This window comes from Rhizobium sp. CB3171 (assembly GCF_029714265.1).
Classification (GTDB): Bacteria; Pseudomonadota; Alphaproteobacteria; order Rhizobiales; family Rhizobiaceae; genus Rhizobium.
Genome location: NZ_CP121657.1, coordinates 21,570 through 37,387 on the forward strand (window position 1 = coordinate 21,570; position 15,818 = coordinate 37,387).

General features: G+C 57.3%; 13 protein-coding genes and 2 pseudogenes. 7 read left to right on the top strand and 8 right to left on the bottom strand.

The window, feature by feature from the left end:
• Positions 1-225: 225 nt before the first annotated feature.
• Positions 226-1,215, top strand: a complete 990-nt coding sequence (locus QA648_RS36430; protein WP_283055143.1) for a hypothetical protein — start codon at positions 226-228, stop codon at positions 1,213-1,215.
• A 14-nt stretch (positions 1,216-1,229) separates the two neighbouring features.
• On the opposite strand, the gene QA648_RS36435 is transcribed toward QA648_RS36430, so the two are convergent.
• A complete protein-coding gene (locus tag QA648_RS36435; RefSeq protein WP_283055144.1) occupies positions 1,230-1,463 on the bottom strand; it encodes a WGR domain-containing protein in 234 nt (77 codons plus the stop codon).
• Between the two features lie 216 nt (positions 1,464-1,679).
• Here QA648_RS36435 and QA648_RS36440 point away from each other — a divergent pair, with 216 nt between their 5' ends.
• The 4 genes from QA648_RS36440 to QA648_RS36455 all read left to right on the top strand — a co-directional run bounded on the left by QA648_RS36440 (position 1,680) and on the right by QA648_RS36455 (position 4,058).
• A complete protein-coding gene (locus QA648_RS36440; protein WP_283055145.1) occupies positions 1,680-2,027 on the top strand; it encodes a type II toxin-antitoxin system RelE/ParE family toxin in 348 nt (115 codons plus the stop codon).
• Positions 2,024-2,350 (top strand): helix-turn-helix transcriptional regulator, encoded by a 327-nt coding sequence (locus QA648_RS36445; protein ID WP_283055146.1) that lies wholly within the window; start codon positions 2,024-2,026, stop codon positions 2,348-2,350. Before QA648_RS36440 ends, QA648_RS36445 begins: the two co-directional genes overlap by 4 nt.
• A gap of 41 nt (positions 2,351-2,391) precedes the next feature.
• Complete coding sequence (locus QA648_RS36450; RefSeq protein WP_283055147.1) at positions 2,392-3,120, top strand: hypothetical protein; 729 nt, start codon at positions 2,392-2,394, stop codon at positions 3,118-3,120.
• Positions 3,121-3,224: 104 nt separating this feature from the next.
• Entirely contained in the window at positions 3,225-4,058 is an 834-nt protein-coding gene (locus QA648_RS36455) for a hypothetical protein (protein WP_283055148.1), read from the top strand.
• Positions 4,059-4,081: 23 nt separating this feature from the next.
• Here the strand turns inward: QA648_RS36455 and QA648_RS36460 are convergent, their stop codons facing one another.
• From QA648_RS36460 to QA648_RS36480, 5 genes and pseudogenes are all read right to left on the bottom strand, one after another.
• Positions 4,082-4,582, bottom strand: coding sequence for an abortive infection family protein (locus QA648_RS36460; RefSeq protein WP_283055158.1), 501 nt, complete (start codon positions 4,580-4,582; stop codon positions 4,082-4,084).
• Positions 4,559-5,377, bottom strand: a pseudogene (locus QA648_RS36465) (hypothetical protein); the annotation flags it as partial. The pseudogene QA648_RS36465 and the gene QA648_RS36460, both read right to left, overlap by 24 nt.
• A 601-nt stretch (positions 5,378-5,978) precedes the next feature.
• Positions 5,979-7,628, bottom strand: a complete 1,650-nt coding sequence (locus QA648_RS36470; protein ID WP_283055149.1) for a type IV secretory system conjugative DNA transfer family protein — start codon at positions 7,626-7,628, stop codon at positions 5,979-5,981.
• Positions 7,625-7,930: a mobilization protein gene (locus QA648_RS36475; protein WP_283055150.1), complete on the bottom strand. Its 306-nt coding sequence runs from the start codon at positions 7,928-7,930 to the stop codon at positions 7,625-7,627. Before QA648_RS36475 ends, QA648_RS36470 begins: the two co-directional genes overlap by 4 nt.
• Before the next feature lie 242 nt (positions 7,931-8,172).
• Positions 8,173-8,502, bottom strand: coding sequence for a hypothetical protein (locus QA648_RS36480; protein ID WP_283055151.1), 330 nt, complete (start codon positions 8,500-8,502; stop codon positions 8,173-8,175).
• A 298-nt stretch (positions 8,503-8,800) separates the two neighbouring features.
• Between QA648_RS36480 and traA the strand changes: the two genes are divergently transcribed.
• Positions 8,801-12,439, top strand: coding sequence for a Ti-type conjugative transfer relaxase TraA (gene traA / locus QA648_RS36485; protein WP_283055152.1), 3,639 nt, complete (start codon positions 8,801-8,803; stop codon positions 12,437-12,439).
• A gap of 346 nt (positions 12,440-12,785) precedes the next feature.
• On the opposite strand, the gene QA648_RS36490 is transcribed toward traA, so the two are convergent.
• Positions 12,786-13,949, bottom strand: a complete 1,164-nt coding sequence (locus tag QA648_RS36490; RefSeq protein ID WP_283055153.1) for a dienelactone hydrolase family protein — start codon at positions 13,947-13,949, stop codon at positions 12,786-12,788.
• Between the two features lie 499 nt (positions 13,950-14,448).
• On the opposite strand from QA648_RS36490, the pseudogene QA648_RS36495 reads away from it, so the two are divergent.
• Positions 14,449-15,031: pseudogene (locus QA648_RS36495) on the top strand (tyrosine-type recombinase/integrase); the annotation flags it as partial.
• Positions 15,032-15,351: 320 nt separating this feature from the next.
• Here QA648_RS36495 and QA648_RS36500 read toward each other — a convergent pair.
• Complete coding sequence (locus tag QA648_RS36500) at positions 15,352-15,804, bottom strand: hypothetical protein (protein WP_283055154.1); 453 nt, start codon at positions 15,802-15,804, stop codon at positions 15,352-15,354.
• Between the last annotated feature and the right edge of the window lie 14 nt (positions 15,805-15,818).

Consider the following 15,818-nt stretch of genomic DNA (forward strand, 5'->3'; position numbering starts at 1 on the left):
GAATCTCATGGAAGACGCTCACTTACAAGGACTTCACTGTCTTTGGTTGATAAAGACCGCGTGTCTGCGGGAACAGTTATTGTTCCGACCCCATCTAACCTGGCAGGGACCGAACATGCGTTGACCGCTACTTGCCACATGTGACACCCTATCCAGACAATTCAAGGTGCGCGGCATGAGCTGCGACGTTGGCCCGGCAGGGGAGTGGACAGCGTTCCGTCAGACATGCTGCAGAACAAGACACGCAATCAGCATTTTCTCAGCCAGGTAGAGCAGAGGCTTAACGCCATGAACCCTCTGGCGAAGGCGGACAATCTGCGGATCTACGCGTTCGGGATCGCCGACCGGGATGACTATAAGCTCGTACTTGAAAAGCCGAACGGCAACCCAATCGACCGGAACCTGTCGCTCTTCGACCTTTTCAGTTTTGACGTTCCGGGCGGGAGCGATCTGCGGCGCAATTTCGAGGCATTGTTTCACACCTACGAAGCGGACATCCAGGATCTTACAACGAGCCTTCTTGCCAAACTCAAAGCGGGCAGTCGGGACGTCGGGGTCGAGATTATTGGTGTGTTCGCGGCGAAGCTGCTCAATTTCGTGCGGAACCCGTATTCCATTGTGAAAGTCCTCAACACTTTTCCGGACCTCGGCCGTTACGATCCGACGAACCCTTTGCTTCTGGCGGAACGCCACCGGATCGTGAGCGGCAGGAAGCCTCATCAGGCGCATCTCTGCGCCGAACTCGGCATCAGCGACGCGCAGTATGTCGAATGGCTGCGCCTGCTTTTCATGTTGCTCACGCCGATGGCAGAAAACCGGCCGAATTTCTTCGAAGAGATCATCAGGGCCTTGTTCGAGGACCGGACGAAATATATCGCCGCGATCGTCTGTGATTACGACCGCGACCGATGCCTCCTGTCCGACCGGGGTTTCAGCCAAGCGGTTGCAGACGGCCCGCATCTCTCATTTTCGTTCAACCTGTGTGGAACGGCCTTCGTCGATTACTTGTTCGCGGATCCCGCGACGCTTGTGCAGGGGCAGGCCGCACCGGAAATTATTGCAAGTGCGATTGCCTCCCGAGAACGCCGGCCACAGCCGGTCAATGTCACCTTCCTGCGCAACAATCTCGATATGCTGAGACGGTACAATCGCCGCGTCGTCGATCAGTGCTACAAGCGGGTATTCTGCTCGGCGAAGGATGGCCTAGTGTTTTGACGGGCGCGCGCCGGTTAAGCGCTCACTGGATTATAGCCGCGCTTCAGCTTCGCCTTGAGGAAACCGGCGGCGGCCTGGACCGCCTGCCTCTCTTCATCGAACCATTCTTCGCAGACCTGGCCGTGTGCGCCGATGCGGCCCCACTGCCGGAGCGCGACATAGTGGCCGAATAAATTGCGCTGAACCGCGACGGTCCAGAAGCGTGCCATATTCTGCGACGGCTCCGTGCGGGTAAGAAAAATGGCCATGCGATAATCTCCCTTAAGGACTGAAATATAGTCGCATAAAGTGGCTGATTTTGAAAGCTGCTTTGATATCCAAAATGCTATTTATGCGCTTGAAAACACTTAATTTGTTTGCTTCTTTGCAAGATGCTGATAGTCCCTTCCCGACAGGCGGAGGTGGGAACGAATGCAGCGCGATTTCCATTGACACGTGTTGATAAATATATCAACATAGGCCATATGCCAGACAATGTCCGTACAGTATCGTGGATCAAGGCCGCCCGGAAAGACTTTGAGGATTTTCCGCCCGGCGCACAGGTCGAAATGGCGCGGGCTTTGACCGTGGTTGCCGCGGGCGGCCATCCCGATATCGCAAAGCCGCTGACGGGCCTCGGGTCGGGCGTACTTGAGCTGGCGCTGAAGCATCGGGGCGACGCGTTCCGCGTCGTCTACGTGCTGCAGATCGATACGGACGTATGGGTTGTCCATGCGTTTCAGAAAAAATCGAAGTCGGGCATTGCGACGCCCCGGGCCGAAATCGATCTGATCCGCGAACGACTGAAACGACTGAAGGAGGCTTTACGATGAGCGACGATTTCGAACTGGTTCGCGGCAGTGGCAATATCTTCCGCGACTTCGATATGCCAAACCCGGAACTGGAGCATCTGCGGGCTACGCTGGCGGCACAGATTATCAAGACGCTCGACAAGCGGAAGATGTCGGTGCGGGAGGCCGGGACGCTGACCGGAATCAACTACACTGAATTCTCCCGCATCCGCCGCGTCAAACTGGACGGCTTCACCGTCGATCGCCTGTGGAAGATGCTCGACCTTCTCGGCCAGACGGTGGACGTGAAGGTGAAAGTCCATCCGGCAGCAAAGCCGCCGCGGGCTGCACACGCCCATGCGTAAGATCTGCAGCCGCTGAAAACGGCTGTCCAGGAAACGAAAATATGACCAGTCCTGTTCTGAATTGCTGGATTTGCGGCGCGCCCGCAACCACGGGCGAGCACAAAACCAAGCGTTCAGACCTGCGGGATGTCTTCGGCCAGCCATCGCAGGCAGCGCCGCTCTTCGTTCATGACCGCAAAATGAAGAATCGGCGGGTCGGCAGTCTCAAGTCGGATTACCTGAAATCACCCGCGCGGCTGTGTGAGCACTGCAACAACGCCCGCACGCAGCCCTACGATATGGCCTGGGAGAAAATGTCGGCGGCCCTGCGGTCAAGGGCGCCGCCGCTTGTACCCGGCGCGATCGTTCGGGCGAACCGGATTTTCACGCAGGACACGAAGCGGCAGATGCTCAATGTTCATCTGTATTTCGTGAAACTGTGCGGCTGCAATTTCGTTGAGGGCAACGTCCAAGTCGACACCGGGACGCTGGGTCAGGCGATTGAGCAGGGCAGGGCGCATCCGCAAATTTACCTGAAATTCGGGATCGCGCCGCCTTTTGGCCCTTCGCCGCGAACCGGCATGTCGAATCTGCACACCTGGACCCGGCCCGGGGCCGGGACGTGCGATCTCGCTTATTGGGACTATTATATCGGTGGTATCGGCGTGCGCGTCATGTACGCGATCGAAGGCGCGTCGTGGGATGAGCTTGCCGGCGCCTGGCATCCCCGCCTCGGAACGGGCAGGCTCGAGATAGCGGATCTGGCTATTGATGCGCCGCGGCCATGGTGATGGCGGTGACTTACGTGTTTCTGAACACTGTACGCGGGGTAACTCGGCGTCCCTTGATGTTGGCGTGCGCGTTCTTTTTGGGCGATTAAAAGGAATTCCGACAGGTGACATTTCCGCATGACTTTAACATGATGGCCCAGGAGGGCCACCTTGTGGGGGTATCGTTCCTCACAGGATTTTACCTTTTTAACCGCACGACCTTTGACAGGCCAGGGACGTTTTATTCATCGTTCTTTGAATTCTCGACCGGCTTCGAGCGGTTAATGAAGATCGTGGTTATTCTTGACCACAAAACCAAGAACGACCTGAGGAGTCCGACCGACAAACAACTTCGTAGTCTCGGGCATTCTATAATCGAGTGCTACAATGCATGCCGGACGATCGCTGATGCGCGCGGTCTTGCCGTTCCGGAGGAATGGTTTTCGGAGGGGAGCCTTGAGTACGGCGTCCTGTCGTTTTTCTCGGAATTTGCGCAGGGAAGCCGATATTATAATCTCGACCAGCTAGTGCAAGGCAGGACTACCAACGGTCCGCTGATCCAGTGGTATAAGGTTCACACGTCTGTCGTGGAAAGGTATCTACCGCTGCATAAGCGCGAAGCCATCATGCAGCGGGCGCGTGACCACTGCGAGCGCTACAAGCTATTTGGCTGGGAGCGGGGTCCAAGCGGTGAATTTGAGTTGTCGATCGACGTGACATATCAGCTTGAAGTTTTCAGGAAAACGCGCGGGCATTGCGTCTGGACAATCATCAAGATCCTGCGTCCGTTCTATGAACTTCTCGACCGGCTGTGCGACGAAGTGCACGCGATCGCAATATCCAAAGCAATCGAGACGCCTACCGTCCCGTATATGAAGGAATTCGTTCCATTCTTTCTGTGCGACCGGCAATCAGCTATCCGGCGGAAAGACTGGCTGTCGTTGGGCTTTGGCATTTAAGCCATGTATTCCCCTTCGTCGCCTCACGGGGTGGCAGGTGCAGCGGCTCGCGCATTCTCCGCCTGCCGCGCCTGCCAGGTCGAGATAAGAAACGTCGCCATGGAACCGGACAGATTCACCGACAGCTCGGCGTGGCGCGGGGCAGGACGCGCGCGCTTGGGGCCGATGCTGTGGGCGTCGCCCAGCTTGTTGCGCAACGCGCCAAGGCTTTCGACGATCGACTGGCAACTGCCGAGAATCTGCTTGAATACAGGCTCCGTCACATCGTCGGGCGCAAGCTTGAGGACCTTCGCCAGCTTTCTGTAAAGGACGGGCAGGTCGTCCGATTCCGCCCATTCCTGCCCGGCTTCGGCTAAGATCCATTTGCAGACGTCCTCGAGCAAAGTTCGTGCAAGCGTGATGGCGCCCGGCGGATCGTTTTCGCGCCGTTCGAGGGCGGCGGTCCAACGGGCATGGACGTCGTTCGGATCGAATGCCTTCAATGCATTCGATATAGCCGCATCGGCAGGAGAGCCTTTGGGCATCGGCTTCACTTCGTAAAACGGGCAGCCCGACAGCTCGCGGACTTTGACCAGCTTGTAGCCGTCGTGACGGAGATGCGCGTTGATTTCGTCCACGATCGTCTGTTGGGCCGCGGCGGTTTGCACCATGGGATCGGTGACGGCCGCCAGGAATTTGAAAACTTGCGCCTGGGAGCAATCGAAAAATCCGAGGCGGTCGAGTAGGAACCTGTTGTCCCAATCGTCATTATTGACAGTATGCTACCAGATATCCCGCTCCAGCATCCGGTCGCTGCTGGGATAATCGTGGGATGGCATCTTATCGACGGGCCACAAACGCCTGATTAAGGCCAATTCTTCGATTTCCGTGCAGAGTGGCCGGTTGTCGAACACACCCGCAAGCCTGCGGCGCGTGATTTCGGTGATAGGTTGGACATCGATCTCCTCCAGCTTATGCACCGCCTCCGCGAGCCAGAACGACTCTTCTTCCAGCAAATAAGTCCGGGCGGCTTCGAGAACTTTCTCTACCGGTTCGCTCGCTATACGCGCCATTGCGTATTTGTATTTGCTAGAGAAGGCCTCCTCCTTGGTCCCGTCTGCAAGGCCGATGCGGACGCAGACTTGCGGCACGTCATAGGACTTGTGATCGGATATTGCATCGGCGAGGAGCCGCCGCAGATCCTTGATAAGCGCCCTTTTTGGCTCGGCAGGCGTCGGTTTTTTGGCTGTCACGGTCATCGCTCGAGTCTGGAAATCATAGCTATGAATGACGTTATAGATTTTTGCGATGTGCGTCAGCCGCCGCGTCGACTCCGCCATGTTCCCCCGGCAGGGGAGCAAGCATCCCTCCGTATGGCGCGGCGAATGCCCCGGTGATGTAAAGCTGCAGGAGGCTTCCCCTGTTTTGCGGCAGATCACCTTAAGCGGGCCGTCCCGGCGGCGCTAACAGACGCCCGATCCATTCGGCCCTGAAAGGCCTCCCGTGTTATCTGTTGCTGGCCGCGCCTGGACCCGCTTCTGTCGTTTGCCACTTAATCGTAAGAATGCGCCCGTTCCGGCAGATGATGGCACTTAATATGAGATTTTTGGTGGGCGTTTCGGCGCTTGACGCCTTTCAAATTGGCAATAACCTTTTGTGATATTGGCATTTTCTAATGAAGACTGGCCGGAAGTAGCCATGATTTCCTCGGCGGCGAATCTCACATTAAGCGCTTAAATCGATGCCAGAATCTTAAATTAACTGCCCAATCTCAAATTAAGTGCAGCGCTACCTTGTTGAAATTATTGCATGCGGAGTCTTGCGATTAGATGCAAAACGACAACAGGGCTTTATTCCGATTTCTCGGCAGCGAATAACCGCAGCTTTAGACGACCGCTAACAAGTTCGCGGCGTTTTCGGTCGGGCAGATGAGAAAGGCTTTCAATCAGCGTCATAGAGCCCCCTGAACTCCGGATCAGCATAATAGCGCAACTTGCTAGCGATGATCGGCCGTTGGCCCGCCATGAACAGCAGCTCGACGCCTTCCGGCAAGTTGCGGACCTCATCGGGGGTCATGAGGGCGCGGGCGACATGTTGCTCGCTGTAGGAGATCCCGGATTTATCGGAATCGAGAGCGCGGGCCATGGTCTGGAAGACGACTGTTCCTTGCCCGAGCAGATCGGAGATCAAGCGGGCGCTGTCATGGTCGTTGACGCCAAAGACTTGCAGAATTGCGGCGTTGGAGAGGAAGGTGCCAGCCCGCTGGCCGTAGGTTGCGCGTAGCTGATGAACGTCTTGCAGGATTGGCCAGAGCTGGACGCCATAGCCGGCCATGAGACCCATAGCGCGCTCGACGGGAGCCAGGTTACCGAGTGCGGCGAACTCATCGAGCAGGTAGAGGACCGGCACGGCCGGCTTTTGAGGGGTGCGGGCCATGTCGAGCAAGCTTTGCGAAACGATGAGACGCAGCCACCGCGAATAGGTTGAGAGGCGATCTGGTGGCAGGACGAGGAACACCGTTGCGGTGTGTTTTTTGAGGTCCGCGAAGGAAAAATAGCTTTCTTCAAGCACACGATGCATGCGTGGGCTGTCGAGAAAATGGGTGTGGCGCTGGGCGGAGGAGAGGACGCCGGCGGCCTCGCGATCGGACTTGCCGAGGTGCCGGTTAGCAGCTCTGGGGATCAATCCGCCGACAGTATCGGTGTCCTGCATGTGCCTGAGCAGGGCGGTGAAGCGATCCGGGGGGAGAGTCAAATATTCGCGCAGTGTTCCGAGGTGCCGTCGGGCATAGGGCTCGGTCGCAACGATCATGAGGATGAGGCCAGCAATGAGGGCCTTGGCTTCCTCGTTCCAATGCGCCTCGCCAGCCATGCCCGGTTCGTCGAATACGAGCGCATCAGCGAGCGTGTTCGCATCCTCAGCGACATCGAGGCCGTTCGCATCGAGCTGGTCGAGGGGATTGAATGCGGCCGAGGATAGTCCGGTCACGCCGAAAGGATCGAGGACGTGAACCGGGCCGAACTGTTGCCGCGCCCTGCTGGTGATCCTAGCATTCTCGCCCTTCGGATCGACGCAGATGACAGAGCGGTTGGCGGTGAGCAGGTTGGGGATAATGGTGCCTACACCTTTGCCGGTACGTGTGGGGGCCATGGTGAGCAGATGGGCCGGCCCGTCATAGCGCAGCAGCTTCCCGGTCTTGCCGTCGCGGCCGATCAACAGGCCGGACTCGGAACGGGTGAGGGTTACGGTTTCCTTGTTCGTGGCGAAGCGAGCCGAACCGTGTGTGTCTCCGTCCAGATCTCCAAACCGTTCGATCATGGGATTGGTGAGCATCCGGAAAGCGAGCACAATCATGACGGCGATGGCAGGGAGTGCTGCTGCTGCTTTCAGAATTGGCCAATCATTCGGGATGAGGACCTGGATAATCGATACGACCAGACCGACGACGAGCACCACAAGAATGGTGCCGATGAGGTACCTTATGGCGAGGAAGGGGAAGACGAGAACGGCAAGGAAAGCCCGCAGTGGATCACGCGCGGCAATCCGGAGCATGTTCTTGAACGCGGCCCATGCAAGCGAAGCCTGGCTCATGAACTGACCTCCCCGTTATTTGCTGCCGTTTGCGCGTTTTCCGTCTTGCCGAGCAAGTCAGCAAATAGTTCCTTGTCGCTCTCGCGGGTGAGGAAGCCCGGCAGTTCGCGGCGCAGCCAGTCGCTGAGCCGCTTGGTGAATTCCGGATCGTTAGCATTCTCGAGGCGATGCAGAACGAGCGCGCCGAGCAGCACCTTGCGGCGGGTGTCGTTGGCCCGGTCCTGTTTCGACAATCTGGCTTTGAGTGCGGTGCGCTGGGCATCCAGTTCGGCCAGACGTTGTTCAATGGATTTGCGTGCCATGGTTTCTCCCTTAGCGCTTACTGATCGTCATTCTGGTCGGTGAGTTTCACGGAGTCTTTCAATTTCCGCCTGGCGCTTTTCCCGAAGGGCCGCCGATCATATCCGGAGGGTTCGAGTGGACGGTTCGTGACGCTGTCGAGGGCGGCGGCCGCGCGTCTTAGATGGTCGCGTTCTTCAGGCAATGTGTTCTCCTGCGTCATGTGGCCGTGAGACGCTGTAACGCGTCTCACGTTTCCGCAACTTCAACCGGCACCTTTTTGCCATTGGATGGCGAAAGTCGCAACCGCGATCAGTAGCACGCCGGCTGTCAGAACCATGATGCCGAAGTTGGACCGGTTTTTGGTCTCGACGCTATCCTCGTGTGCGTTGGCCAGCCACTCGAAGCCGTGCATAACAATCGCGCCAACGAAGAGCGCGACGATGGAGGCAACCCCGATCGCGACCCAAAGCGGCTCCGAACTATCACGGATGATCGGCAAGTGGCGCAAGTGATCGGGGCTCAGTACGAGGGTAAGCAGTGCTGTGAGCCGAGCAATATATGTCGGCCATTGCGGTGTATTTCTTTGTTGCATTCGATGTACTCCATACAAGATGTCTCGGCTCAATCGGTAAGCCTTATACAAATTTGACTTCGAAAACTCGAATGCCGTCAAGCGCCGATTTCGTGTTTGATGTTCCTTTGCGGAATTTGTTGTCGGCTGTTGACAGTTGGTATCTCTGCGCATCACACTTTCAATTGTTGGGCACTTCTTTGCCGCGAGTGGATACCTGAATATAAAGGAGCGAAGCGAATGAATTACGAAGGGCGCACTTACGACTTGCTGTGCAAGTCAGTGCTTGATAACCTGCAACGGATTCGGAGAGTACTGTTTGGCGATCTATCATCTCAGCGCAAAGCCGATCTCGCGGGCATCTGGCCGCAGTGCCGTGGCATCTGCCGCTTATCGTTGCGCGGTTCGCCTGACAAATGAACGCGATGGTCTTGTGCATGATTTCACCCGAAAAGAGGGGGTGGAGCATACGGAGATCGTGTTGCCGGAAGGCGCTTCCGCTGATTGGGCTGTGGATCGTTCGGTTTTGTGGAATGCGGCCGAGTTTGCGGAAAATAGGAAAGACGCTCGTGTCGCCCGCGAGTTCGAGATTGCGCTTCCGCATGAATTGTCTGCGGAAGGGCGGCTGGAGGCGGCGCGGATATTCGCTCAGGATTTGGCGAACCGTTATGGCGCAGCGGTGGATTTTGCGATCCATGCACCGCATGAGCAGGGCGATGTCCGGAACTACCATGCGCATGTGATGATGACGACGCGGCAGGTTGGCGAAGATGGTCTAGGCGAGAAGACTTATCTTGAGCACAAGAATGCGCGGCTGTTGTCGAATGGTATGGCGACAACCGACATGCAGCTTCGCGATATCAGGCAGTCGTGGGAGAATATCGCCAACAGCCAGCTTCAGCGCGAGGGGCTGGATATCCGGATTGATCATCGCTCGCATCAGGAGCGCGGGCTTGAGCTTTCGCCGACCGAGCACATGGGCGTGCATGCCACGCAGATGCAGCGCAAGGGTATGGGTGTCGAGCGGGCGCGGCTGGACGAGGAGGCGGCGCAGCGAAATGCCGAGCTGATCCGGGAAAAGCCGGAGCAGGTTCTTTCAATCATCACACAAGAAAAGAGTGTGTTCGATCGGCGCGACGTTGCCCGCGCCTTGCATCGTTACATCAATGATGATGCGCAGACGTTCCAGAACGCCTTTACGGCCGTCATGGCATCGCCGGCGTTGGCCGAGCTTCAGCCGGAGCGGATCGATCAGCAGACCGGCGAGATCGAGCTTGCGAAATATTCGACGCGGGAAATGGTCGAGATCGAGAGCGCCATGGCCGAGCGAGCTATTAGGATGGGAGATGCCCGCAGCCATGGCGTCGATCGTCATCATGTCGATCGTGCGATAGCAAAGCAGGACGCAGCGATCAGGACAAGTGTCGGAGACGGTTCTGCACGGCTATCTGACGAACAGCGCCATGCGATCGAGCATATCACCGGGCCGGAGCGGATCGCCGCAGTCGTCGGGTTTGCCGGCGCTGGCAAGTCCACAATGCTTGCGGCGGCGCGTGAGGCGTGGGAGGCGCAGGGCTATCAGGTTCACGGTGCGGCCTTGTCGGGCAAGGCGGCGGAGGGGTTGGAGGAAAGTTCCGGTATCCAGAGCCGCACCTTGGCGTCATGGTCCCGCGGGTGGGAGCGTGATCGAAATACGATCGGCCGCGGCGATGTGTTTGTGATCGACGAGGCGGGCATGGTCGGGAGCCGTCAGCTCGCTGGCTTCATCGGCGAGGCCGAGGCGCGGGGTGCGAAGATCGTGCTTGTCGGGGATCATGAGCAGCTACAGGCGATCGGTGCGGGTGCGCCGTTCCGTGCGATTGCTGAGCAGATCGGCCATGCCGAGCTTTCCGACATTCGCCGCCAGCGCGAGAATTGGCAGCGGGAGGCGTCGGTTTCCTTCGCCACCCATAAGACGGTCGAGGGTCTGGCTGCATATCGGGACCATGGCGATATTCACCTTGCGGCCACTGGCGACGAGGCGCGGGCCGAGATCGTACGGGATTATCTTGCTGATCGCGAGCAGCACCCGGATGGCACCCGAGTCGCTATGGCGCACCGTCGCGCTGATGTTCGGGCGCTGAATGCCGCTATTCGTTCCGAGCTACAGGAGCGGGGCGAGTTGGCGAAGGGCAACGTGCCGGCCATGGGCTCAGACGCCGGCGCGCTGACATTCCAGACCAACGACGGCAAGCGGGAATTCGCCCCCGGCGACCGGATCGTGTTCCTTGAGAACAGCCGCGATCTCGGTGTGAAAAACGGGATGCTTGGCACGGTCGAGCGTGTCGAAGCCGGGAAGCCGGGTGCCGGCCCCATGATCGTCGCGCAGCTCGACGGTCGCGACGGCGATAGTGTCAGCATTCCGATGGACACCTATCAAGCGATCGACCACGGCTATGCGACGACGATCCATAAAAATCAGGGGGCAACGGTCGATCGCGCCTATGTGCTGGCGTCGGGGACGATGGACCGGCATCTGACCTATGTCGCCATGACCCGCCATCGCGACAGAGCGCAGCTCTATGCGGCACAAGACGAGTTTACCAACGCGGGCCGCCTGGTTGCGCACGGAGCTGCGCCATACGAGCATAATCCGGAAGCGCGTGAGAGCTATTTCGTGACGTTGGAAAATGACAAGGGTGAAGAGCGCACGGTGTGGGGCGTCGATCTCAAGCGCGCCCTGCAGGAAGCCGCGCCGCAAATCGGGGACAGAATCGGCCTGCAGCACGAAGGGTCCACTCCCGTCAGACTTCCGGACGGGACTCAGACGGAGCGCAATTCGTGGCGTGTGGTGCAAGGTGGCGAGCTGGCTTATCAGCAACTCGAAAGTCGCCTGTCGCGTTCCGGCGGGAAAGAAACGACGCTGGATTATACACGAGACTTTGCCGAGCGGCGTGGGATCGCAGAACAGTTCGGGGTCAAGAGCGATATCGAACTTGCTTCCGCCCCAAAGTTGGCGCAGGACGTTTCGCCCCGTGCGGCCCATCCAGAACGGGAGCGGCAGGACCGGTCATTCGATCGCCAGCAGGCTTACGAGGAACGTGCCGACGATCTGGCCGGCCCTGTTCGCCAAGAGGATCTAGCGCCCGGTCGGCAGCAGAACGACCGTGTAGCGACTGGAGAGCGCAACGCCTTGCAGTCCGAGACCGCCAAGCCCGCTCCGCTGGTGCCGGCAATTACGCGCTACGATCGCAGCATTGAAGATGTCGCCCGCGAAAAGGCCATGCCGGTGTTCGAGCAGCGATTTGAAGCCGTGGAATCAATGGCGCGTCATGTCTTCCGCGATTCGGCCGAGATGGCGGGCCGGCTGAAGGCTGCCATCATCGAGAAAGAAGGCAACGGCAAGATGATGGCAAAAGCCGTGACCGAGCAGCCGGAGCGGTTCGGGGATTTGCGCGGCAACTCCGGTTTGTTCGGCGACAACAAGGAGCGGAAAGAGGCGCTTCATTATGCGAAGGCGCTTGCCTCCCACATCGGCAGTTCCGCCGAAGGGTGGGAGTGGCGCCTTGGTGAGGAACGCAAGAGCGAACAATGGCAACGTGAAAAGCGCGATGTGGTAGAGGTTCCCGGTCTCACGTCGCGTAGCGCCGAAATCATCGCCCAGGTGGAAAAGACGCCGATCGAGAAACGGGGCCAGTTCATTGAGGAACTGCGATCGTCCACGGATGGTCAGACCGCGCTCGAGGAGGCCAAACTGGTCGCCGATGCACTTGCGCGCCGGTTTGGTCATTCCGATCCTCGAGAGTTTGCCAAGGAACTCGAGCAGCGTCCGGAGCTTGAGCAGCAGGCCGAGGAGATCAAGACCGTCGCGCGTATGGTGGAGCGCACGCGCATGGCCGAGCAGTCTCACGATCACACCGTAAAGCAGCAGCTTGCTCGGTCGCAGGACCTTGGATTGAGCCGAGATCATGACCGCTGACAGGATGAGTCCGCCAAGGGTACGGGGAAAGCCGAATTGCCATCGGCGCGACCAGACTGGGAGAGCATGAGAATTTGTGGGGCGGTCAGGCGGCACGGGCCAATTCGGGCTTCTCATGATTGTCGATAGCCATGCCGGGATACCATCGCCGGAATGGTTGAATGCAGGCAGGCTCGTCAAGGGTCTGCCGGTCCTGCTCCACTGCATCTGCTGCCTTCGGTTTTCCCCACTTCACACCCGCCCGCTCCGCCAAGATTCGATGACGGCGACATACTCCGTTCCATCCTGCTCCACAAATCCTCATGCTCCCAGGGGCTGAACCGATATGAGCAACTTGAATTTCGGTTCAACTGCGCGTTCTTTCATCGTCGAAAGCATATCCACGGTTCATTGCGTGAGTTAGCCATTTTCGCAGTTTCGAGCTGGTGCTGGTATAGCCAACTTCGCTAAAGTCGTAGCGAAATCCACGAACTTCCCAGAGCTCAGCCAAGGTCGGGGTCTCTTTCAAAAATCGCAGCACCTTCCTTGCCGCAATTATGTTGTAAGGGAAAATGCCAACAGACGAATGTCCGCAATTGAGTCGTAGAACCTCTGGCGGACAATTCATTCTCGTTAATAATTCTATCAGGCGATCCGAAGCTTTTGGACGTGCAATTATATCGTCCTTACCAAGCACGAGCATCATATCCAGGCCAGGACGTGTGAGACCCCACGTATGCATCTCCAGGTTAATGAGGCCCCAAGCGGTTCTCAAATCTTCGAGTGACATGACAGCTTCAATGCGACCACGTAACGCCTTCATGGTCTCCGCAGTCCAAACAAGATCCGCAGGGCTCATTGGCGATACCATGAGAACCGCTTTATCTACTTTATGCTCTTGTGCAGCGACCAGACCAGCCACTGTACCGCCTAAGCACATGCCTACAACAGAGATTTTATAATACCCCTGACTATGTAGCCAACGAACAATCTTACGGCCATCCAGTACCGCCTGTCTTATCGATCGGACGGTACGTCCTAAACTTGCGTTGAAAAACCTTTCCTCGGAATAGTCGTCGGAACCACGACCAAAATGGTACGGAAGGGTGGCCTCAATGACGGTTATGCCCCTTGCAGCAAAGAATTTAGCGAATGCTGAGTAGCGGTGCCGCGCGTACCAATGATGAAACACAACAAGCGCATGACCTTTCGATCCGCTATCGGTGATTACGCACTCAAATGTGTTGTTTTCTTCATCTGCTGTTATGATATCAGACTGAAAAGTAACAGTATTTTTTTCTTCCCTCAACGGCTCCGAAGGCAAAATCGGGGAGAAAAACTGTTCTGTTTCGGAAAGCGTTCCCAAGGCTAGCTCAGCACCGCTTGCATTTTGGTCGCCGGCCTCGTCAACCGCGAACGCCAAAGAGGCATCGTAGCCAAACCCTATGGAGCTATGCTCGATGCGCTTCTGGCGTTGCAGAGACCTCAATACCTGCTTGCGATCATGACGACGCGCGAGATAACGAAACATACCTCTCTCCGAATTGGCCCAGTGGCGGGGCGGGGTGGACGTTTGTTAGACGGCCCTTAAGCATCTGTGGACGCCTGCGTAAATGCAAGTGGAAAAATGCAATTGGAATTTGCAAGAAACGATACTTTGCCCGTGCTCGGGTGCCGACACCTGTCCGGCCGACCAAAACGCGACTGCCAAACCACTTCGACATAAGGGCATGCAGAAATCGGGCGAAGTTGAGAGTGCCGGTGCCCGGCTCCGGCTTCTCGACGAACCGGGCATCGATAGGACGTTCGATTTTGCAGACGTGATCGCCTGCTCTCGTGGTTGAGTGGCTCGTGTGCAGCCTCTGAGGATTCTATGTAATACCGGCTGTTGATTTCCGCGATGATTTAACCCGGTTTTGCGTTTGGCCAAGATCCAGCAAGAACATAGAATAATCAATCGTTTCAAATGGTTGAATTTTCCAAGCTGGGTCAGCGCAAAATGAAAATGCGGATCAAAATCTCGCGCAACTCAACACCCCGTGCTATCTCCGGAGGAGGCCCGCCAGCTTCTGGACAGCATCCCGGCCGACACCCTGATCGGCAGACGTGGATCGGGCGCTGATCGGCCTGATGATCTACACCTTTGCGCGGATCGGCGCCGCCTCGAGCATGGAGGTGAGGGACGTCTTTCCGCAGAACCGGCGATTATGGGTGCGGCTGCATGAAAAAGGCGGCAAGCAGGTGGAGCTGCCATGCCACCACACGCTGGAAAGCTACCTCGACGATTATATTCAGGCGGCGGGCCAGAAGGATACGCTGCGGGCGCCATTGTTCCAGACCTTCCGGCGCGGAACCTCGGAGCTTTCCGGCAATGCGCTCACCCAGCCGGACGCGTTTGCGCTGGTGCGGCGCCGTGCGGTTGCGGCCAGGATCGGCACGGCAGTCTGCAATCATACCTTCCGGGCCACCGGCTTTACCGCTTATCTGAAAAACGGCGGCACACTGGAAAAGGCCGCCAATATTGCCAATCACTCTTCCACGCGCACGACGCAGCTCTACGAACGCCGTAGCGACGATGTGAACCTGGACGAAATTGAACGGATATTGATTTAATCTTGCTTCAAGCTCTGACCGACACCGTAGTGGAGCTGGCGAGTGGCGGTCCTTCCCCACTCGCCCTCCGGATCCAGAAAGATACCTGATTGTAAAGTCGGACGTTCACCAATCGTTCGTCAACTTGGCCAAAATCGCATATGTGGGTCCGACAGGGCCTTATAGCCTATCAATTAACCGTCTCTGCTCCTCAATTGGATTGTTCATTGTCCGCCTCCTGCTTCATTAATGAATTGAAGCTTCCGATTCGGTGGAACTGATTATCGGAAATTTGCGATCACCACTGCGGGTTGGAATGAGCCGCCTGCTAAACCCCGCTTCTAGCTGCAAGCCTCAAAGGCCTTCATCAAGGCGCTCCCAAGTTCTGGGCTATTCAAATCGCATTCGACGGTCTTATCAGGCAGCGACGTCCCGCCTTGCTTCTCGTAGTTCGCCGAGGGCTCCATCTTGACCAATGTTTCCTCAAACTCCAATCCCACGGATTTCGCGCCCTTGGCAAGCGTGTTCCAGCTCTTTACACCAACAGCCTCCAGCATCGGGGCTTGAACGGTCTTCCACTCGGTTTGGCTTGGGTGAGGAACGCCATGAACTGAGTTGTTGAGAGAAACCCTTATCTTGCCGCTAAGTTCGTCGATGAATTGGCTTGAGTTCACGTCACGAGCGTCCACAACGTAAACGGGCCCCCAAGCAATCCACACACCAGTTGTGGCCTGAGAATAACTCTGGAGAAAAATCTTCTCTTTTCTAAGTAGAGCCACGGATAACTTCTTCAATTCCACACCTTTTA